We start from the raw sequence: 21,790 nt of genomic DNA, 5'->3' as shown, positions 1-21,790 counted from the left end.
AAAAACATTATTTTTGCAGTGCATCAAGCTGCAAGCCACATGAAAAAACGAACCATAGCCCTCATAGCCATACTGGCCGCATTATTGACAGCCTGCACCGGAAAGACAGACTACAATACAACATTGGTACAAGCAGACTCGCTGATGGCCTCACGCCCGGACAGCGCACTGCACATGCTGCAAGGCATATCAACCAAGAACCTGAGCACAAAAGCAGACCGCGCCTACCATGCACTGCTGCTGACACAGGCACGGGACAAGAATTACATCCGGCAGACGGATGATTCGCTGATACAAGTGGCCGTGCGCTACTATGACACGCATGAGGATGCCCCACTGCAAGCACGGGCATACTACTATTGGGGAAGTCTTTATAGAGACCAGAACGACTATTCCGGAGCCATAGACAAGTACGCCATAGCCTTGTCGCATATCAACGACCACCCAGGAAACGCAGAGCTAAAAACCTCCTTATACAGCAACCTCGGCTATCTGTACTATACACAAGGCCTTAATTCCGAAGCAGATTCTATCTACCAACGGGCAGAATTATTGGCAAAATCGCAAAAAGACACCACTTCTTTATGCTATACTTTATCACAACGTGGAATGATAAGTCTTACACAAGGAAAAAATTATTACCCAAAAGCAGAACAGCAGATGCAGCAAGCCTTGTCTATTGGAAAAGCTTTTTCTGATAGTATGGTATTAGTTCCTATCTACCACTCTTTGAGTATGCTTTACAATCTTATGCCCAAGCCGGGACAAGCATTGCAGTATGCACGCCTCAACTATTCTGGTTTGAAAGATACCCTGCACTGCTATAGGACATTCCTACTACTTGGCAATGCCTATTTCCTGAACGGTCAGTATGATTCCGCCGACATTTTCCTGCAAAAAATACTCAAAGCAGAAAGATACTACGACACCAAAGCAGATGCTTGTATGCGTTTGTCGGAGATAGCACAAGCAAAAGGAGATATGGAAACATCCATTCTTCTGGAAAGAAAGCGAACAATGTATCAGGACAGTGCACAAATTAATCAGCAAGGGCATGACATTCTCAATACCATAATTGCCCGTGAAAGGAATAACAGCAATACAATAGTCAAGCGGAGCACTCTTTATATATATACAACAAGTGTTGTTTTTCTCGCTATAAGTTTCATCTGCATATTCTATTTCAGGAAGAAACACCTGCAGCATAAAGCCGAAAAGAAAGAATGGGAAGAAACGCTGCAGGCCGAAATTGCCAAGGCGAACTTAAAGAGGAAACAAGCATTTGCCGAAAAAGAACGGGAAAATGCAGCCTTGCAAGAAAAAGTCAGCCGACCGGTTGTGAAAAAACCGGCTCATGGACAAGAAGAATACAAGACTTCTGCACTCTACGCCAAAGTGTCCCGGATAACCAAAGAGCTTCAAAAAGTAGAGACAAAAGAGAACCTGAATGAAGAAGAGTGGAGCCAGTTCATAGCCCTTACAAATGCCGGATGGTATGGAATCATCACCTATCTTGATGAAAGATACAATCTGTCTGCAGAAGAAATTCGGATATGCTGCCTCTATTTGGCGCAAGTTCCCGTCATACATATGGGGCATTTCCTTCATATACAATCCCGCAGTACCATCCAGGCAAGAACGAAGAATATCCTATTGAAAATGGGAGCACCTCAAGGACTTTCATTGAAAAATGTGCTGTTTTCTCTGGCAGAACAGTTGAAAAGTAGTAATTAAGGCACTTTTTGGGCACTCCAAGATGAAAATTGGGCACTTTTTGGGCAGTGGTGAATCATCCGAATCCCTAACTTTGTAGCACAAGAAACGATAAAAACACTTATTTATGAAAGCACTGAAAGCATTAATCTTTATCTTATTCTTCTGCAACGGCCTTTCCACTTCGACTGCCCGGGAATGCCAAACCAATGCGGAAACGATTGTACTGACAAGCTATCCGATAAAACCCAAAGATAGAACCGGAAGTACAAGCGAGGAAGGACTTCCCATCAAACGCAGCATCCAACGACCGATAGCCGATGCTTACCTATATAATAATGTAGTGAATGTCAGCTTCAATGGAGACATTGCAGTTGTCAATGTCACTATCACCAATGAATCTACCGGTGAAACCGTCTATTCGGAAACACACAGCAGTCCTGCTGCCCTCAATATAGACCTGAACGGCGAAAGCACCGGCAACTATCTCATTGAGATTGAAACAGAGGATACACTTTTGACAGGAAGTTTTTCACTATAAGCAGTATCTATTATAGAAATAATTCATATTAGAGATTGAATACACTTTTATAGAGACCATTTTAAATTGTGATATTTTGTGCACCAAATATAGGCGGAATCGAAAAGCCCTAATAGAGTAGAATAAAATTAATCCCAGACATTATGAACTTTAATGTGTTAAAAACGAAAGCTCTCAGCAAGAACCAAATGAGAGCCATTAAAGGAGGTTCCGGAACTTGCGGTTACAAATCGCCAACCGGTACTGTGAAATGTGGTGTAAGTAAGGCTCAGGCCATGCATATGGCCACAGAAGAAGGGCATTGGTGCTGCGACAGTTGCGGATCAAGTAGCTACTGCGGATAACAATGGTTTGCTTTTGAATAGGAGAATTTGTTTGATTAACTGTTCTCCTATTCACTTGTCACAGCCATAACTCTACAAGTGAAAGTTTTTTTAAGCAGCAAGTTATTTCACTTATCCTGCATACCTATTATTTCATTTTTTTATTGCAAACCAAATCTATAGTCCTATGATTATATGCATTGTCTTCCTTTTAATAATAAGTCTTTCATCTTGTCAACAGCATCATGTCGCCACCCAAAAGGACGAAAAGAATATAGTAGTGTGCTTCGACCATTACCATCCCAAACCATACAAAACCCCTGGAGGGATAAAACATACACTCATGCCTAAAGCTCTCTATACCGACAATACGGAAATACTTAAGGAATATATGCCGGAAGCAGATTTCGACACTATAACCCTACAGTCGTCCGAAGACTTTAAGGAGTTAGCCCTGAACTATAGAGATTTTGAGTTCATCTATTACCCTTTAATACAAGGAGATACTGTCACTGTCTCTATGGACAGCCTCGATTACCCAATTTTAAGCAGCAAACATCACCTGGAACGCAATAGAATCTATAATATGAACTATGAACTGCGCAAAGGGAGGACACACTCCGGCTTAGAAGCAAAAACATGTTTGGGAAGCGACTGGGTACGGATTGCCCAAAGCATTGACGTGATACGAGCCAACAACTGGACTTCATTAATAATGGATTATTGTCCTTTGGACTCGTTGCATTCTATGTTCAATAGTTACAAAGCAGCATATACAGACACTATCAACCTCTTTAAGAAGCAGCAAATCATCTCGGACAAGGCATACAATCACTATCAACAACTGCTTGAACTGAAAGACTATGAATCCCAGCGGATGTTGAATGAAGACACCACCTTCTATCGCCAAATGGAAGCCGGCATTTCCGATGAGTACGCCTCCTATCCTTCATACCACGAATATCTGGACTACTACCTTTGGTTTACCAACCAACATATCCCGACGATACGTAAAACCCAAGGAGGAAATAAGGACTGGCGACAAACCTTCGAGGAACTATCTGCCAAACCGTTCCAACCCAAATCAATGCAAATCCTGCTTAAACGTTGCATCAAGGAAATCAGCGAGAATTTTTCCGCACAAGACGTCAATCACTATCTCGACAAATATCTCCATATCACCCAAGATACAACGCTATACAACAATATCAAAGAGCAATACAACCTCTCTGCCGATGCCAACCAATTACTGCTGGAGGACATTCAAGGCAAGACTACCAACCTAAGCCTGCTACTGAAAAAGCACAAAGGCAAAGTAATCTATGTGGATTTCTGGTCAAGTTGGTGTGTACCATGCCGTGAAGAAATGGTTCCTTCGGCAAAACTCAGGGAGTTATATAAAGGGAAAGACGTGGCATTTGTTTACCTGGCCTACAAAGATACGAAAAGTAGCTGGAAAAAGGCGGCAAAGCAAGAAGGCTTAGCGGAGATAGAAAACAATTTCATCATCACCAACTCCAAAAACAGCAAGACCTTGGAAGCAATAAAGTTAGATCTGATTCCTCGCTATATCATTTTTGACAAGCAGGGCAGCCTTGTCGAAATGAATGCCCCAAGGCCAAGCGACAAACAAGTTACAACAATAATAGAGAAATATTTAAGGCAATAAATTAACGGCATGAATGCACATCAGAAAATAATAAAAGACAATGTAAGGAGCATTCTAAAGATCATCACAAATCATTATGGTGTCAAGTACTCTGCTGCATTATATCAAATATTGAAAGAACACCCGGATTTTCCCAGTTTCCTTTCTTTCCAATATATATTGCACAGAATGGGCAAAGATAGTTTTGCCATACATACCAGTTATGAAGAACTGACAAACATGCCTGCTCCTTTCATTGTCCACGGTGTAACGAATGTAGACTTATTCTTATTCATAACAAAAGCCACCGCCGAATCCGTTCAAATCATTGACGAGAAGGGAAAAGAAGAAAGTATAAAAAAAGAAGATTTTGAAAAAATGTGGGACGGCAACATTCTCATTATTGATAATCTGCCGGGAAAAATCAACATACCATCAAAAAGTAAACTTGACCTCTTTATCAAATTAGCCAAGTACCCCTTTCTCATATTGTGCTTAGTAGCCCTATGTACTTATTCACTAATTTTAAAAGGAGTAGGAGATATCCTTTTTTATGTCTATCTTTTAGTTCTATTAGGAGGATTGGGCACGTCTATTCTTTTGTTTATAGAACAAATAGATAAATATAATGTACACATAAAAAGATTGTGCTCATCTAATGGGAGCAAAAGTAACATAGATTGCTCATCTATATTAGATTTCAAAGATGCTTATTTTATGGGGCTTGCTTCCTGGAGCGACATAGGATTTGTATATTTTACATCTCTTTTGACCATATTATTAGTTTTACCATTCGGCACATCACAAGCGTTTATCAACATCCTCTCCTTATTCAGCATTGGATATGTGTGTTATTCACTCTTCTATCAAAAATTTGTAGCACAAAAATGGTGCACACTTTGCCTTTCTGTACAAGCTATTTTTATCTTCTTGTTTATATTAAGTATATGTACCATAACAATCAATGGCATTTACGAACTATTAAACACTAAATCCGTAATAGATATTATAATGATATTCTTGGTTACAGCATCTACTTATGCAGTCACTAAACCGTTAATTGCTTCTCAAAAGGAATATACTGCCTTGAAAAAGAAATTCAACGAGCTTATATACGATGAGAATATTATACAATACCTTTTCCAACAAGAGCTTCATCTTACGGATATAGACGAGGTGAGCAAATTGTCTATAGGGAACACAAATGCAGAGACTTGTCTTACTGTAGTTTTCAGTCCTATCTGCGTTTCTTGTATAAAAGAGCTGCAAATACTGATGCGAATTCTTCAAAGAAAAGATAACATCAAGTTGGATTTGATATTCTTGTTGGACAAAAAGAAACATCCGGAGTCTTTAATAATAGCTAAACACTTACTCTCTGATTATCAAAAGTCTCCTGAACAATTCATAACCATATTACAAAAGTATGTTGATGACTACCCTATCAGCAAGAATAAAATCATGCAGGATACTAAGTTTTTGCAAGAAGCTCCTCAATACGATTCTTATCTTAATGCGCAAGAAAAATGGTGCAGAAACCACAAGCTTTACAGTACACCCATCCTATTTATTAACGGGAATAAACTGCCAAACTATTACAACATTAAAGATATAGACTACTTATATAGTTAATGAAATTAAATGAAATCCTTCCCTCACTACTCCCAGCACGATGTCATGGACTGCGGTCCCACCTGCCTGCGCATGGTGTCCGCTTTCTATGGCAAGCGCTATTCTTTGGAAGGTTTGAGGGAAAAGTCATTCATCACTCGCGAAGGTGTTTCCATGCTGGGTATCAGCGAAGCGGCTGAGAAGATTGGATTTCGGAGCATCTGTGTGCAAGTGAGCTACGAAATGCTGCAAGAAGCCCCTTTACCTTGCATCGTCCACTGGAACCAGCAGCATTTCGTTGTGGTCTACCGGATGAACAACAAGCATGTATGGGTGGCCGACCCCGGAGCAGGCAAGCTGAAATACACCCGGGAAGAATTCTGCCGTTGCTGGCTCAGTGCCAAGAAGGACGGAGAAGATACGGGAGTGGCACTGTTGCTGGAACCTACACCGGAATTCTATGCACAAGAGGATGAGGGGGAAAAGACAGACTATAAAGGCTTCGGCTTCCTCTATTCTTACCTGCGCCCCTACAAGCAACTGGTGGGACAACTGCTGCTGGGACTGCTATTGGGCAGCATGACACAGCTGATGCTCCCCTTCCTCACGCAGAGCATCGTGGACTTCGGCATCAACAACCGGAACCTCGGCTTCATCTACCTGGTACTCATTGCCCAGCTGATGCTCTCCTTCAGCAGCAGCGCCGTGGAGTTCATACGCGGATGGATATTGCTGCATCTGGGCACACGCATCAACATCGCCCTAATTTCGGACTTCCTCGTCAAGATGATGAAGCTCCCCATGGGCTACTTCGACACCAAGATGACGGGCGACATCCTGCAACGCATCAACGACCACACGCGCATACAGAACTTCCTGACCGGAAGCAGCCTCAGCGTGGTGTTCTCCATGTTCAACCTGCTTGTTTTCAGCATTGTGCTGTTGCTGTACAACGGCATGATATTCCTTATCTTTATGGGAGGAAGTGCGTTCTACGTGGCCTATGTCTGGCTCTTCATGAAGAAACGGGCAGAGCTGGACCACAAGCGCTTTGCCCAGCAGAGCGCCAACCAGAGCACCGTAGTGCAACTGGTGAACGGCATGCAGGAGATAAAGCTGAGCGCCTGCGAACGGCAGAAACGGTGGGAATGGGAACGCATACAGGCAAAGCTGTTCAAAGTAAACATCAAAAGCCTGGCGTTGAGGCAGTATCAAGACTCGGGAGCGGTACTGATAAACCAGACCAAGAACATCGTGATTACGGGGCTGGTGGCCTCGCTCGTAGTGCAAGGGGAAATGACGCTGGGCATGATGCTCTCCGTGCAGTACATCATCGGGCAGCTGAACAGTCCGGTGAACGACCTCATCACCTTTGCCCGCGATATGCAGGATGCTCGCCTCAGCATGAACCGCCTGGGTGAAGTGCGCGACAGCCCCGATGAAGAAGACCCCACAAAAGAGCTGATAAGGGAGATACCCGCCGGGAAAGACTTGCGGATAGAAAAGATGAGCTTCAAATACGACCCGTTGAACGAAACGCCCACCTTAGACAACATCAGTCTGGAAATCGCATCGGGCAGGCAGACTGCCATCGTAGGCATGAGCGGAAGCGGAAAAACCACACTGGTGAAGCTGCTGCTGGGATTCTATCCTCCTGCCGGCGGTCAAATCCTGCTGGGCGACACTCCGCTGGAGAACTTCAGCATCCGCGAGTGGCGCAAGCGGTGCGGCGTGGTGATGCAGGACGGGGTCATCTTTTCGGACAGCATTGCCGGCAACATCGCCCCCGGCGTGGAGCACATCGACAAGGAACGCCTGCGCCATGCGGCGGAAGTGGCGAACATACACGGATTCATCGAAGAACTTCCATTAGGCTACAACACCCGGATTGGCCAGGAAGGGCACGGATTGAGCCAGGGACAGAAACAGCGCATACTCATCGCCCGTGCCGTGTACAAGAGTCCGGAATTCATCTTCTTCGACGAGGCCACCAACGCACTGGATGCCAACAACGAGCGCATCATCATGGATAACCTGCAACGCTTTTTTGAAGGCAGGACATCGGTAGTGGTGGCGCATCGGCTGAGCACCGTGCGGGATGCAGACCGGATAGTGGTGATAGAGCAGGGACGGATAGCGGAAACGGGGACGCACGAGGAACTGATAGCGAGGGAAGGAAGGTATTACGGGTTGGTGAAGAATCAGCTGGAGCTTTGAGAATGGAAAGTTGAAAATGGAAAATGGGAGGAAGGACATAGAATTGCGGAGTGAGGAGGTGCAGGAGATACTGACCCGTCCGCCGCATGCACTGGTACGATGGGGCATCACGGTGTTCTTCGTGGTGCTGGCACTCTTCTTCATAGGCGGGTGTTTCTTTAAATATCCCGACGTGATAAGTGCATCCATTACCATCACCACCGAACATCCGCCGATATGGATGGTGGCACGGGGAAGCGGGAAAATAAAGGAGGTGTACCACAAGGACCGGGATTCCGTGTGGACGGGAAACATCATCGCCGTACTGGAGAATCCTGCCGTGACGGAAGACGTGCTGCGCCTGAAAAGGCAGCTGGCATCCTTCAATCCGGCAGACAGCAGCGCCTGCGCCGGGCAGTTCCCGGAAAAGCTGTCCCTGGGAAGCATACAGAATGCCTACGCCTCTTTCTTGAAAAGCCTGACGGACTACCGCAACTTCCTCTCCTTGAACCTCTATGAGCAGAAGGTGGAGGCCACCCGCCGGGAGTTGCAGGAATACCGCAACTACATCGCCCACCTGAACAGACAAGCGGAACTGGACAAGGAACAAGTGCGGATAGCATCTACCGTACACAACCGCGAGAAGAAACTCTTCGATGAGGGGCTGACTGCCCAGTCGGAATACGAGGAAGCTAAACAGACATTCCTCAACAAGCAGCAGAATCGGGAACAGCTGATGACCTCACTGTCTTCCGCCAGAATACAGGAAGCGCAGTTGCAACAGAGTATCATCGAGACACAAATGGAGCAAAGCCGGGAGTCCAACAATCTGAATATAGCCCTGCAGACAGCCTACAACGAATTGCTGGTAAGCATCAATGATTGGGAGTTGACTTGTCTCTTCATCAGTCCGGCAAGCGGCATACTCTCCTACAACCACATCTGGCAAAAGAACCAGAACGTCGGTAGCGGAGACAAAGTGTTCTCCATCGTAGCCAAAGACCCGGGAAACATCATCGGAAAAATAAAACTTCCCGCCGGAGGTTCGGGAAAGGTAATGGCCGGACAACGGGTAAACATCAGCGTAACCGGTTATCCATACATGGAATTCGGTTTCTTGACGGGGAAAGTGACAATTGTCTCGTTATTGGCTGATGAGGAAAGCGCCTATACCGTCACCGTAAGCCTGCCGCAAGACTTATGCACTTCCTACGGCAAACAGCTGGAATTCAAAGGAGAGCTGACCGGTACGGCAGAAGTGATGACAGACGAACGGAGCGTGACCGAGAGGTTGCTCAGTCCGCTGAGGTATTTGTGGGAGAAGTATCTGTAAAAGGACAGTGAAAGTTTGAAGTATAATTAAAACTTTTCGGTATATGAACTTTCCACAAAACCTGAAAAGTAATAAAGCCTGCCGCATCCTCACACAAGATGCAGCAGGCTTTATCATTCTATATCTTAATGAATTCAGCGCAATGCCTCCACCTCTTCCGGTGTCAGCGGAATCTTCTTACCCAAGCGGCGCGCTCCCGTTTCGGTAATCAGATAATCCTCCTCATTGCGGATGCCACCGAAATTGCGGTATTCTTCCACCTTATCATAGTCAATGAAGTCCATAAACTTCTTCTCTCCCCTCCACAAATCAATCAGCTCGGGGATGAAGTAGATGCCCGGCTCAACCGTATGCACAAAGCCCGGTTCCAGAGGGATGGCAAGACGCTGGCTCTTGCGGCCGAACTGCGTACTCTTGGGCTGACCGTCATAGCCTACCCAGAGCTCACCCAGGTTCTCCATATCGTGCACATCCAACCCCATCATATGGCCCAGTCCATGGGGATAAAACAAGGCATGCGCCCCTTCGCGCACGGCATCTTCGGCATTGCCCTTCATCAATCCCAGCTCTTTCAGCCCCTCCACCATCACTTGGGCGGAAAGCTCGTACACCTTCATATAGGGAATGCCCGGGCGAAGCGCTTTAACAGACTCCAGATGCATGGCGTTCTGGATTTCGTAAACGGCACGCTGGCGTGGAGTAAAAGTCTTGTCCGCCGGCACGGTAGACGACATGTCACCACAGTAACCCGAAGGCAGCTCGGCGCCGGCATCAATCAAGAAGAGGTCTCCCGGTTGCACCCGGTTGCCGTGATAGTGGTTATGCAGGGTCTGGCCGTTGACAGTAGCAATCGTGGCAAAAGACAGCTCGCAGTTGTTCATCTCGGCGATACGGTTCATTTCGGCCACAACCTCGTATTCGTACATGCCCGGACGAAGCACCTTCATTGCGGTGATGTGCATGTCAGCAGTCACGTCGCATGCCTTTTCTATTTCCGCTATTTCTTCTGCCGACTTGTAGTTGCGCTGTGCCACCACCGCACGGATAAACGGTACAGACCCTTCCTGACGTGCCGGAGGAACACCCAGCCAGTCCATCAGTTTCAACTTATGCTCGGCACGATAAGGGGGCAAATAATGGATGGTCTGTCCCTTCTGTACAGCCTTGTGCAGATAACCGACGATGTCGGCAAAAGGACGGGTTTCGGAAATTCCCACAGCAGAAGCCTTTTCGTGAAGGGTGGGCTGGGTACCCATCCAGACAATATGGTCGATGGTCAGCTCATCGCCAAAAATGATTTCTTTATCTTCATCTATGTCGATGAGAGCTGACAGCCCGGCAAACGACAAGCCAAAATAGTAGAGAAAAGTGGAATCCTGGCGGTAACGGAAAGTATTGTCCTCATAGTTCAAACCTTGTTCATCGTTACCCAAAAACAGTAACACTCCGGAGCCTATCGTTTTTTTCAGCTGGGCCCTGCGCTGCACATACGTTTCTTTAGCAAACATAACATTCCTTGTTTTAGTAGTTATAGGACAAAGATATAGATAATCTTTGAAAGAAGATAATACAAAAAGGAGATTAATCTATATAGTTCATAATCAGAAGACTATTTTGCCAACGTTTTTCAAGCCTTTGGCAAAGTTTTGCCACCGCGTTGGCAAAGTCTTGCCATAGGCATGGCAAAAGTTTGCCAAGCTATTGGCAAAAGTTTGTTTTCTCTTTTCTTGTTAAATATCATCAGAGAGGTTTCGTGTTATCGAACTATTCACTATTTTTGCGGTAAATATCTGAAAGAAGATGCACAATGAGTGCATTGAATAATTTATAAAAATATGGCACAAGGCTCCCGACAAGTACAGACCCAAGCGCAACAGCAGATACAAACGCTGTCGCCGCAACAAATTCTGGTGGTAAAGCTGCTGGAACTTCCCGCCGTGGAACTAGAGGACCGCGTACGTGCCGAACTTCTGGAAAATCCGGCACTGGAAGAGGGTAAGGAGGATACTCCTGGCGACGAATACCCCGACACACCCGATGCGGAAACCGGCTCAGAAGATGGTGGAGACACTAGCTATGATTCTTTAAGCGATTATCTGAACGAAGACGATATCCCCGACTACAAGCTGCAGGAGAACAACCGCAGCAAAGGGGAGCAGGCAGAAGAAATTCCTTTCTCCGACGCCACCTCCTTCTATGAAACCTTGCGCCAGCAGCTCGGCGAGCAGGACTTGACTCCGCACCAGCGCGAACTGGCCGAATATCTCATCGGCTCGCTGGACGACGATGGCCTGCTGCGCAAATCGCTGGACAGTATCAGCGACGAACTCGCCATCTACGCCGGTATCGACGCTTCTCCCGAAGAGCTGGAAGAAGTATTGAAGATTATACAAGACTTCGACCCCGCCGGTCTGGGCGCCCGCACCCTACAAGAGTGCCTGCTCATCCAGATTCGACGTAAGGAAGCGCAACGGCCCATGCCCTCGCCTCCACAATACTATATAGAAGAAGATATTCTTACCCAGTGCTACGAAGAGTTCACCCGCAAGCATTGGGACAAGATTATGCAGAAATTAGGTATCAGCGAAGATACCCTGCAACAAGCCGTTAAGGAAATCTGCAAGCTGAATCCCCGTCCCGGTGCCTCGCTCGGCGAAGCCATCGGCAAGAACATGCAGCAGATTGTGCCCGACTTCCTGGTAGACACTTATGACGACGGTACCATCAACGTGACACTGAACAACCGCAACGTACCGGAATTGCGCATGAGCCGCGACTTCACCGAGATGGTGGAAGAACACACCAAGAACCGGGCCAATCAGTCTAAGGAGTCCCGCGAAGCCATGATGTTCCTCAAACAAAAAATGGATGCCGCACAAGGTTTCATCGATGCCGTGAAGCAACGCCAGAATACGCTGATGACTACCATGCAGGCCATCATAGACCTGCAACGTCCTTTCTTCCTCGAAGGAGACGAGTCATTACTCCGCCCCATGATTCTGAAAGATGTTGCCGAACGCACCGGGTTGGACATCTCGACCATCTCCCGTGTGAGCAACAGCAAGTATGTACAGACCAACTACGGCATCTACCCGCTGAAATTCTTCTTCAACGACGGCTACACAACCGAAGACGGCGAAGAGATGTCTGTACGCGAAATACGCAAGATACTCAAAGAGTGCATTGACAACGAGGACAAGAAAAAGCCTCTGACCGATGACGAACTGACCGAGCTGCTGAAGGAGAAAGGCTATCCCATAGCCCGCCGCACGGTGGCAAAGTATCGCCAACAGATGAATATCCCCGTGGCAAGACTGAGAAGATGAGAGAAAAGGATGAGCGATTAGGGATTAAGGTTTAAAGATTAGTGCATTCAAATAGTAAATTGTAAATAGTCAAATCGTAAATAAAATTAGGTTGTGGAAGAGCATATTATAGCAGATAAAACTTTAATCAGAACAGCGAAAGTGATTTCGACGGTATTCACACCGTTCTCCATCCCTTTCCTGGCATTTCTGGTTCTGTTTATATTCTCGTACCTGCGCATCATGCCGTTGCAGTACAAGTTGATAGTATTGGGTGTGGTGTATTGCTTCACCATCCTGATGCCTACACTGACTATCTTCATCTTCCGCAAAATCAACGGTTTCAGTCCGGAAGAACTGGTGGAACGAAAAAGGAGATACATTCCCTTTATTCTGACCATCACTTCTTATGTATTCTGCCTGCTCATGATGCACCGGCTCAATATCCCGTGGTACATGACCGGTATCATACTCTCCGCCCTGGTAGTGATGATAATCTGCGTCATTGTCAACTTAAAATGGAAACTGAGCGAACACATGGCAGGCGCCGGAGCCGTAATTGGCGGACTGGTAGCTTTCAGTGCCTTGTTCAGCTACAATCCCGTATGGTGGCTATGCCTCTTTATACTGGTGGCTGGCGTGTTGGGCACCGCCCGCATCATCCTGCGACACCACACCCTGGGCGAAGTTATGGGAGGCTTTGCCGTAGGGCTTATCTGCTCGCTGCTGGTACTCCACCCGCTGAGCAACATACTGTTCCGAATCTTCCTCTTTTAAGAGCCTTGTTTAATTTTTAATTTTTAATTTTCAACTTTTAATTTACATAGTATCAACCCTTAAAAACTAATGATCATGAATTTCCCGACTAATGTAAAGTACACCAAAGAACACGAATGGATTCGCCTGGAAGGTGATGTAGCCTATGTAGGTATTACCGATTATGCACAAGAGCAACTGGGTGACATTGTGTTTGTCGACATCCCGACCGAAGGTGAAACATTGGCTGCCGACGAAGTGTTCGGTACCATCGAAGTAGTAAAAACCATATCAGACCTCTTCCTGCCCGTAACCGGTGAGATTCTGGAGCAAAACGAAGCCCTTGCCGACCAGCCGGAACTGGTAAACCAGGACCCATACGGCGAAGGCTGGCTCATCAAAATCAAACCCGCCGCTGATGCCGACTTCGACAGCCTGCTGGATGCCGAAGCCTACAAAGCGCTGATAAACGAATGAAATGAAAGGATTAGGGGTTAGCGATTAGCACCGGACGGAATGATAGCGCAGTCCCTAACCCCTAATCGTTAATCCCTAACCCTTATAAAATTAACCCTTTAATAATTTAAAGATTCATGTCTCCAATCGTTAGCATCATCATGGGCAGCACTTCCGACCTCCCCGTTATGGAGAAGGCCGCACAATTGCTCAATGACCTGCATGTACCGTTCGAAATGAACGCTCTCTCTGCTCACCGCACACCGGAAGCAGTGGAGGAATTTGCCAAGAATGCCCGCCAACGCGGCATTAAAGTGATTATTGCCGCTGCCGGTATGGCTGCCGCCCTGCCCGGCGTCATTGCTGCCAATACCACACTGCCGGTAATCGGGGTTCCCGTAAAAGGGTCCGTACTCGATGGCGTAGACGCCCTTTACTCCATCATCCAGATGCCTCCGGGCATACCGGTAGCCACCGTTGCCATTAATGGTGCCATGAACGCTGCCATCCTTGCCGTACAGATGCTGGCACTGAGCGATTCCTCATTGGCTGAAACATTCGCCGCCTATAAAGAAGGGCTGAAAAAGAAAATAGTCAAGGCAAATGAGGACTTGAAGGAGGTGAAGTACGAATACAAAACCAATTGATTTACGATTGGATGATTTACGATGTACGATTGAAATTACTTCTTGGTATCTTCAATCGTACATCGTAAATCATCCAATCGTAAATCTTTTAATCCTTTAACTGTAAATATCATCGTGGATCTATTTAACTATTCCCGACGGGAAACGTCAGAAGTAAACATCGGAGCCACCCCTATGGGCGGCTCCAATCCTATCCGCATACAAAGTATGACGAACACCGCTACGCAGGACACAGAAGCCAGTGTAGCGCAAGCCAAACGTATTGTCGATGCCGGAGGAGAGTATGTACGCCTCACGGCCCAAGGCATCAAAGAGGCTGAAAACCTGATGAATATCAACATAGGCCTACGCCAGGACGGATATATGGTGCCGCTTGTGGCCGACATTCACTTCAACCCGAAGGTAGCGGACGTAGCAGCGCAGTATGTAGAAAAAGTCCGCATCAATCCGGGAAACTATGTGGATGCAGCACGTACTTTCAAACATTTGGAGTATACCGATGAAGAGTATGCCCAGGAGTTGCAGAAGATACACGACCGCTTTGTACCCTTCCTTAATATCTGCAAGGAGAACCATACTGCCATCCGCATCGGCGTGAACCACGGTTCATTATCCGACCGCATCATGTCGCGCTATGGCGATACACCGGAAGGTATGGTGGAATCTTGTATGGAGTTTCTGCGCATCTGCGTACAAGAGAATTTCACGGATGTGGTCATTTCCATCAAGGCATCCAATACAGTGGTCATGGTAAAGACAGTACGCTTGCTGGCAGCCGTCATGGAGCAGGAAGGTATGCGATTCCCGCTGCATCTCGGTGTAACGGAAGCCGGAGACGGAGAAGACGGACGCATCAAATCGGCCTTGGGCATCGGCGCCCTGCTGGCAGACGGCTTGGGTGACACCATCCGGGTTTCCCTGAGCGAAGCTCCGGAGGCGGAAATCCCCGTAGCCCGCAAATTGGTGGACTATATCGTGCAGCGCCACGACCATCCTTATATCCCCGGAGCAGATGTGCCGGAATTCAATTATCTCTCTCCCACCCGCCGCGAGACTGCCGCCGTACACAATATCGGCGGAGACAATCTGCCCGTGGTCATTGCCGCACGCTTAGACGGGGACATGGACTTCAATCCGCAATTCATGCCGGACTATATCTATACGGGACGTTCCATCCCGGAACAACTTCCGGAAGGCATGCAATGCATCATCGATGCCGATGTCTGGATGGAGCACAGTAACGGCAGAACGGAACCGGACAATGCCTGGCCTGCCTTTAAAGGAGACCAGCTTCCTTTCCTAAGCAGCTGCGGCGCTTCCTTGAAATTCCTCTTCATCACGTATATGGGGCTGAATGACGAAGCCATCGCCTGCCTGAAGTATCATCCGGAAGTCGTATTGATTTCGCAAAGCAATCATCCCAACCGGTTGGGAGAGCAACGCGCCCTGGCACACCAGATGATGAAGGAAGGCCTGAAGAACCCGGTAGTCTTCTTTGAACACTACGCAGAGAGCGAATTGGAAAATCTGCAAATCAAAGCGGCGGCAGACATGGGAGCACTCATCTTCGACGGTCTGTGTGACGGTATCCTTCTCTTCAACCAAGGAGAAACCATAAGCGGCAAAGTAGTGGATGCCACTGCTTTCGGTATCCTGCAAGCCGGACGTGTACGTACCAGCAAGACCGAATACATCTCTTGTCCCGGCTGCGGACGCACCCTCTACGACCTGGAAAGTACCATTGCCCGTATCAAGGCAGCCACCGGCCATCTGAAAGGACTCAAGATAGGAATCATGGGATGCATTGTCAACGGCCCCGGAGAAATGGCAGACGCCGACTACGGCTATGTGGGCGCCGGACGAGGCAAAATCAGCCTCTACAAGAAGAAGGAGTGTATCGAAAAGAACATTCCCGAAGAAGAGGCGGTAGAAAAGCTGATAGAACTGATAAAAAGTAACGGAGATTACGCTGAAAGGACTTAAGTCTCAGCGCAGATATTCGTCAAAGTCCACCTCTCTGAACTTAAAGTTATGATGTTCGGAGGGGTGGTAGGCTTTATTCCAAGTCGAATAGGTCTTCACATCTATCTCCCTTGTCTTCCGGTTAAAAGTTACAATGCGTAAGTAGCCCTCACCTCCCAATCTACTGCCTTCCACACCACGCTGATAGTTTGCCAGCATCTGATACACTTTATTTCCCTCTTTCCCTATAGAGACCAGCGTGCCGACTCCGCTTTTCAAGACATGCCCACAAAAGACAGCTATCACATTGCGATGTTTGAGAAGCAATTTCTCCCAGATTCCAGCACCATCGTTCACTGTGCGCCCAGACTCTTTGCCGATGCCATATCCTTGAGGGCGCCACCAGTCTTTCCCGTCATGCAACGTACTGTCACAATACAAATAGGCGTGTGTATTCAATATGACAAGCTTATCCGGATGAATACCCACTATGGAATCGGCCCATTGCAGAGCCTCATCAGAAGGCCCGAATTCCAGATTCAAGACCAGCCAATCGGTATCGCCCGACCTAAGGTTTATGTAATAGTTATCCAATGTCTTTCCATCCGCACTGCCTCCCCAATAACTCTTCTGCTTATAGTCAGAAAGAGGGAAATACTTGTTGGCCATTGCAGTGTTATGCACGTCCGAAAACTTACCGGGCTTACTGCCAATATCGTGATTTCCCCATACGACAGAATAAGGTATTCCTGCTTGGCTAATACGATGAAAGGCTTTCTGCATATACGCCCATTCCACCGGAGAATTATCTTGTGTCAAATCTCCCACTTGGAACACGGCATCTATTTTCTTACGATTGGCAACCAACCAGTCCACTTGCGAATCAAAGACCTCCGGACATTGTTCCAGATAAGTCTGCGTATCCGGCAATACCACAAAAGTACTTACCCGACCAGAAGTGATGCAAGAAGTAAAAAAAGCGCCCCCTAAAAAGAGAATTCCGATAACAGACAATACTCTCATCATTTTTTCTTCTGATTAAACAGCCAACCCATAAACTCAGAATCATTGAACGCCGGTGTCCAACTGCCATGATTGACTCCAGGGAATTCGATATACTCAACATCGGCACCGGCAGCCTTCAAGGCCTTGTAAGCCTGACGCGAACCTTCTACCGGAACAATGTTATCGGCATCTCCGTGATAAATACGGAACTTCACGTCTTTGGCGGCAGAAAGCCTTGCCGGATTCACAATACCACAGATGGGAACGGCTGCGGCAAAAACTTCGGGATAACGTATCGCCAAATCAAACGTCCCCATACCGCCCATGGAAAGTCCCATCACATAAATCCGGTCTTTATCCACCTGGGGCATAGCCAAATAGGTATCCAGCAACTCCTTCAATGTGCGGAATATACGCGTAGGCTCCTGTACCTCGGGCATTTCTCCAGGTACAAACGACTTGGGACGACCCACATAAGCCCAATAATCTTCCTTAGGACACTGGGGAGCCAATACAAAAGCCGGATATTCTTCTCTGTTCACCGGATTGAGCCACATCTGCCCACCATGCACCAATTGCTTTTGATTATCATCTCCTCGTTCGCCCGCACCATGCAGAAAAAGCACCAACGGATATTTCTTCCCTGCCTTTTCTGCTTCGGGACGCAGCAAACGGTACTTCAACGAATCTCCCTGCGAAGAGACATACACTTTCTTTTCATACTCTCCATACAACTCCTGCGCATACATACACACAGACATCAACAGCATCAAGGCTGTACAAACTATATTCTTCATATTTTATAAAATTAATGTTCAATCAAGAAGTTTACTATCTCACTTTTCTTATATCCTACCCGGAAAGCCTGCACTGCCACCCGGTCTCCTTTACGGACAGCAAACGGCTCAACATATAGACTCCAATGTTTCTCTCCATTCCGTCCCCGACCATTCAACTGATAGGCATAAGAGACTCCAGGAGTGGAACACTCCAGCTTGACCTGCCCCCCTCTGTACAATCTGCGGAGCTGACACGAGCGGCTGTACACCGTCCGGCCACATAGTTTATACTATTTCCGGTTCTGTCAGCGGACGACATTGCCAATATTTCCTTTCCCACTGCCGATACACCTTCCGCAAACGGTCAATGTCTTTCCGGTAAGCCGAATCATTAATCAGATTGCACATCTCATGAGGGTCTTTCTCCAAATCATAGAACTCTTCACGCTGACGGGGCCAGACAAACCAGCTTTCTTGATTCTCATCGAGTGCGCCTTCTTCATGGAGTTGAAGCATACGGCGCATCATCGGCATGTTCAGACGAAATCCTACCGGCTGATAGCCGGGCTGATTGGGAGTATAATTACAGATATAACGATAACGGCAATCGCGCACGCCCCCCTGCTGGTCATAGCACTTATCCATACGGTCGCGTGCAGCAAAAACATAGCGCCGCGATGGCGAAGCATATTTCCCAGCAAATGCCTTGCCATCCATATAGGCAGGAGGCTTGATACCCGCCAATGAAAGAATCGTGGGTGGAATGTCAATGACACTGCGAAGTCCATCATCAATACTGCCGGCCAATCGTCCGTCCGGATAACGGATAATGAGAGGAATATGGGTACCAACCTCTGTTATTTCACGTTTCTGCCGAGGAAGCGGTCCGCCATTATCCGAATAAAAGATAAGAACAGTATTATCCCACTCGCCTGCAGCCTTCAGTTCATCAATCATCTGGCGGACAAAACAGTCCATGCGGTAAATATTGCTGTACATGACAGCTATGTCGCGGCGCACAATGCTGTCCTCAGGATAATAGGGAGGCAGTACCACATCGTCGGGAGAGACGTATAGCGTATCCTTTGCACTTTCCCATACCTTCTGCTCATGCGAAGCAAGGGTATTGAATATAGCGAAAAAAGGCATTCCCTTAGGACGATTGCGCCAATGCGCCTGCCTACCGCATTCGTCCCAAGCTGTCAAAGGCGATAGAAACTGATAGTCGGTCTTCGGATTGTTCGTACAATAATAACCAGCGGCACGCAACAGCTCGGTATAGCACTTTATTCCCTCGGGTAACACAATATCGTAACCGGTTACCGCCGGTGGACGTGCAATCTGCCCCCCTTGCGTACGCATATAGTTGGCATTGATATGCGTGGGATACATTCCCGTAATAAGTGCCGCACGCGAAGGAGCACTAACACCCACTGTCCCATAAATGCTGGTATAGCGTATACCCTCTGCCGCAAGGGCGTCAATAGTCGGAGTCACTGCCACACTGTCACCGAAACAGTGCAGCCAAGGACCGATGTCTTCACATACCACACAAACAATGTTTGGGCTAACAGCATCTCCATCCTCTGTGGTAGAGACAGGGATCCCACCGGCCTTGACCTCCTGCGATACAGTACAAGCAGCCCAAACGGTACTACCATATAAAAAAGAGTGTATTATCTGTTTCATTACTGTTCATTTTACACAATCAGTGCGCCTCTCGAAGAAAAACACGTTGCGAAATACCATTTTCATTGAATGCCTCGATGGCAAAATAATATTTTTGTCCTACCGTGAGGGCACGTAAGTCTAATGAATTATCGCCATATACCATCCACGAACTATACAATTTATCAGGAGCAACACCCCACAATACATTATAGCCTTGCGCACCCTTCACCGCTTTCCAAGAAATGCGGACATTACGTTCGTCCGCTTCACGCACTACCGTAAAACCTTTTACCGTAGCCGGTTTTTTCCCACGTCCCAAACCGAACACGCGAATATTCCCCATTGCCAGATTCTTGCCCGGCACGTAATGGTGGCGATAACGAATATAGCGTGCTTCTATCGGTTGATCCAGTTCTATGTAATTATGAGGGGCATCACGGAAACTGTTGCGATAGTCCACCAATACCCGCCAACGGGCACCATCCACCGAAGCTTCTACAAGATAGCGTTGCCGGAGGTTTGGCATACGTCCCCAAAATCCGGTTTCCTCATAGTCAAAGAAATTCAGTTGCAAGGCATACACGTCACTCACTTCTTCAAGGTCTATCTCCACCCATTGCTTATCGTCATTTTTTCCGGCCACCCAGAAGGTTTTCAAGTTCTCGTCCGTCACATTTTCCACCGGATAACTTTCCAATTGCGAAGAAGCCTTCACGGGTTTGCCATAAGAAAGCAACATCCAGCCCCGGAAACCACCGCTTGTCGTCTGTCGCGAAACCTGGTCGGGAGAATAGTGAGGATAGTCACCGAAGTAAGTATCAGAGTACATCACACCGTCTTCATCAAAAAATGTAGGAAACATACATAACCTACGCTCAAACTTATAATTAATGGACAGATGGATTGTACCGAAATGCCAGTATATTCCTCCCGGACCACAAACCGTACTTCCATGCCCGGCACCGGTAGCAAATCCTCCCGGCTTGTAGCAGAACGGATTATGAGCCGCGTACTGAAAGGGACCCAAAGGAGATTTTCCTACATAAACACCGTCACCATACACATTGAACTGAGTGCCCGGAGCGGCATATTGCAAATAATATTTCCCATTGTGTTTCGTCATCCACGCACCCTCGATGAATGGCTTGATGTCACTGGTATGATTTTCGCCAAAACGTTCCCACCCATGAATGTCAGGACGGAGAAAGAGCAGTGAATCCGGCTTTTTCGCTATCGGCAGGAATTTATTCTTCATATCAAGTTCCTTACCACGGATAGGCCAACGGTTGGAAGACCCCCAATACATATAAGCACGTTCATCATCATCAATGAAAAGGGCAGGATCCTGAAGGTCGTGGAGTACCGATGGCACTGCCTTCCAGTCCCCCCGTTTGGGATTATCGGTATAAAGTATGCTCATGGCTCCGGATGGATTCCCACAAACATAGAGTACGGAATCTTTATAATTATGGGCAGCAGGAGCATTGCAACCTTCGAAATACCATTTTTCGGGAGTAATAAAGTCCCAATTCAGCAAGTCCTTGGAATGCCAGTAACCCCAGGAACGGGTAACGAACATATAATACTCCCCCCGAAACTCCACTACAGCAGGGTCGGCACCCGAACGATAGGACTTGCCCAAATGGGAATTGTGAAAAGGATAAGTATAGTCCAGATTAAGAGGGTTACAGTAGGTAGTAGTACGATATTGTGCATGTAATGAACCGACGAACAACAACATCAACCAAGCGATGCAATACGACTTTTTATCCATAGCTGACAATAAACAAAATACACATAAAACGACAAATAAGGGTGTGTCAAAACGGTTGATGGCACACCCT

The 21,790-nt window shown here is 47.2% G+C and carries 18 protein-coding genes; 12 read left to right on the top strand and 6 right to left on the bottom strand.

All coding sequences use genetic code 11. The features are described 5' to 3' along the window. The first annotated feature begins 39 nt into the window (after window positions 1-39). The 7 genes from DW800_RS18520 (at window position 40) to DW800_RS18490 (ending at window position 9,365) form a co-directional block, all read left to right on the top strand. A complete protein-coding gene (locus tag DW800_RS18520) occupies window positions 40-1,734 on the top strand; it encodes a tetratricopeptide (RefSeq protein WP_008662642.1) in 1,695 nt (564 codons plus the stop codon). Between the two features lie 106 nt (window positions 1,735-1,840). Further along, window positions 1,841-2,254: a DUF3244 domain-containing protein gene (locus tag DW800_RS18515; RefSeq protein WP_008662641.1), complete on the top strand. Its 414-nt coding sequence runs from the start codon at window positions 1,841-1,843 to the stop codon at window positions 2,252-2,254. A gap of 143 nt (window positions 2,255-2,397) precedes the next feature. Beyond that, on the top strand, window positions 2,398-2,598 hold the full coding sequence (locus DW800_RS18510) for a TIGR04149 family rSAM-modified RiPP (RefSeq protein WP_080782247.1): 201 nt from the start codon (window positions 2,398-2,400) through the stop codon (window positions 2,596-2,598). A 322-nt stretch (window positions 2,599-2,920) separates the two neighbouring features. Continuing rightward, window positions 2,921-4,246, top strand: coding sequence for a TlpA family protein disulfide reductase (locus DW800_RS18505; protein ID WP_371413548.1), 1,326 nt, complete (start codon window positions 2,921-2,923; stop codon window positions 4,244-4,246). Window positions 4,247-4,255: 9 nt separating this feature from the next. Beyond that, window positions 4,256-5,857, top strand: a complete 1,602-nt coding sequence (locus tag DW800_RS18500; protein ID WP_057256692.1) for a vitamin K epoxide reductase family protein — start codon at window positions 4,256-4,258, stop codon at window positions 5,855-5,857. A 9-nt stretch (window positions 5,858-5,866) separates the two neighbouring features. Beyond that, window positions 5,867-8,053: a peptidase domain-containing ABC transporter gene (locus DW800_RS18495; RefSeq protein WP_057256693.1), complete on the top strand. Its 2,187-nt coding sequence runs from the start codon at window positions 5,867-5,869 to the stop codon at window positions 8,051-8,053. 16 nt (window positions 8,054-8,069) lie between these two features. Next, a complete protein-coding gene (locus tag DW800_RS18490; protein WP_008662637.1) occupies window positions 8,070-9,365 on the top strand; it encodes an HlyD family secretion protein in 1,296 nt (431 codons plus the stop codon). Between the two features lie 134 nt (window positions 9,366-9,499). Here DW800_RS18490 and DW800_RS18485 read toward each other — a convergent pair whose 3' ends face one another. Continuing rightward, complete coding sequence (locus tag DW800_RS18485) at window positions 9,500-10,873, bottom strand: aminopeptidase P family protein (RefSeq protein ID WP_057281410.1); 1,374 nt, start codon at window positions 10,871-10,873, stop codon at window positions 9,500-9,502. A 327-nt stretch (window positions 10,874-11,200) separates the two neighbouring features. Here DW800_RS18485 and rpoN point away from each other — a divergent pair, with 327 nt between their 5' ends. The 5 genes from rpoN to DW800_RS18460 all read left to right on the top strand — a co-directional run bounded on the left by rpoN (window position 11,201) and on the right by DW800_RS18460 (window position 16,512). Then, window positions 11,201-12,691, top strand: coding sequence for an RNA polymerase factor sigma-54 (gene rpoN, locus DW800_RS18480; protein WP_005830563.1), 1,491 nt, complete (start codon window positions 11,201-11,203; stop codon window positions 12,689-12,691). Window positions 12,692-12,784: 93 nt separating this feature from the next. Next, on the top strand, window positions 12,785-13,447 hold the full coding sequence (locus tag DW800_RS18475) for a hypothetical protein (protein ID WP_119958258.1): 663 nt from the start codon (window positions 12,785-12,787) through the stop codon (window positions 13,445-13,447). Between the two features lie 75 nt (window positions 13,448-13,522). Beyond that, window positions 13,523-13,903: a glycine cleavage system protein GcvH gene (gene gcvH / locus DW800_RS18470; RefSeq protein ID WP_005834498.1), complete on the top strand. Its 381-nt coding sequence runs from the start codon at window positions 13,523-13,525 to the stop codon at window positions 13,901-13,903. Between the two features lie 116 nt (window positions 13,904-14,019). Beyond that, the gene (gene purE / locus DW800_RS18465) at window positions 14,020-14,529 is read left to right on the top strand and encodes a 5-(carboxyamino)imidazole ribonucleotide mutase (RefSeq protein WP_008662630.1); all 510 of its coding nucleotides are present in this window, start codon (window positions 14,020-14,022) and stop codon (window positions 14,527-14,529) included. 114 nt (window positions 14,530-14,643) lie between these two features. Next, window positions 14,644-16,512, top strand: a complete 1,869-nt coding sequence (locus tag DW800_RS18460) for a 4-hydroxy-3-methylbut-2-en-1-yl diphosphate synthase (protein ID WP_081029006.1) — start codon at window positions 14,644-14,646, stop codon at window positions 16,510-16,512. 3 nt (window positions 16,513-16,515) lie between these two features. Here the strand turns inward: DW800_RS18460 and DW800_RS18455 are convergent, their stop codons facing one another. The 5 genes from DW800_RS18455 to DW800_RS18440 are packed head-to-tail and all read right to left on the bottom strand — an operon-like array spanning window position 16,516 to window position 21,720. Beyond that, window positions 16,516-17,517 carry a metallophosphoesterase gene (locus tag DW800_RS18455; RefSeq protein WP_005830571.1) on the bottom strand — a complete coding sequence of 334 codons (1,002 nt, stop codon included), beginning with the start codon at window positions 17,515-17,517 and terminating at the stop codon, window positions 16,516-16,518. Next, window positions 17,514-18,257, bottom strand: a complete 744-nt coding sequence (locus DW800_RS18450; RefSeq protein ID WP_369738710.1) for a prolyl oligopeptidase family serine peptidase — start codon at window positions 18,255-18,257, stop codon at window positions 17,514-17,516. The genes DW800_RS18455 and DW800_RS18450 overlap by 4 nt, the downstream gene beginning before the upstream one ends. A 47-nt stretch (window positions 18,258-18,304) precedes the next feature. Continuing rightward, window positions 18,305-18,544 carry a hypothetical protein gene (locus DW800_RS19995; protein ID WP_229095737.1) on the bottom strand — a complete coding sequence of 80 codons (240 nt, stop codon included), beginning with the start codon at window positions 18,542-18,544 and terminating at the stop codon, window positions 18,305-18,307. 16 nt (window positions 18,545-18,560) lie between these two features. After that, the gene (locus DW800_RS18445) at window positions 18,561-19,964 is read right to left on the bottom strand and encodes a sulfatase (protein ID WP_243634929.1); all 1,404 of its coding nucleotides are present in this window, start codon (window positions 19,962-19,964) and stop codon (window positions 18,561-18,563) included. A 19-nt stretch (window positions 19,965-19,983) separates the two neighbouring features. After that, the gene (locus DW800_RS18440; RefSeq protein WP_119958256.1) at window positions 19,984-21,720 is read right to left on the bottom strand and encodes a family 43 glycosylhydrolase; all 1,737 of its coding nucleotides are present in this window, start codon (window positions 21,718-21,720) and stop codon (window positions 19,984-19,986) included. Window positions 21,721-21,790: the final 70 nt, after the last annotated feature.

It is taken from the genome of Bacteroides sp. AM32-11AC, assembly GCF_003603515.1.
Classification (GTDB): Bacteria; Bacteroidota; Bacteroidia; order Bacteroidales; family Bacteroidaceae; genus Bacteroides; species Bacteroides uniformis.
This window is presented reverse-complemented; position numbering and strand designations above follow the sequence as displayed.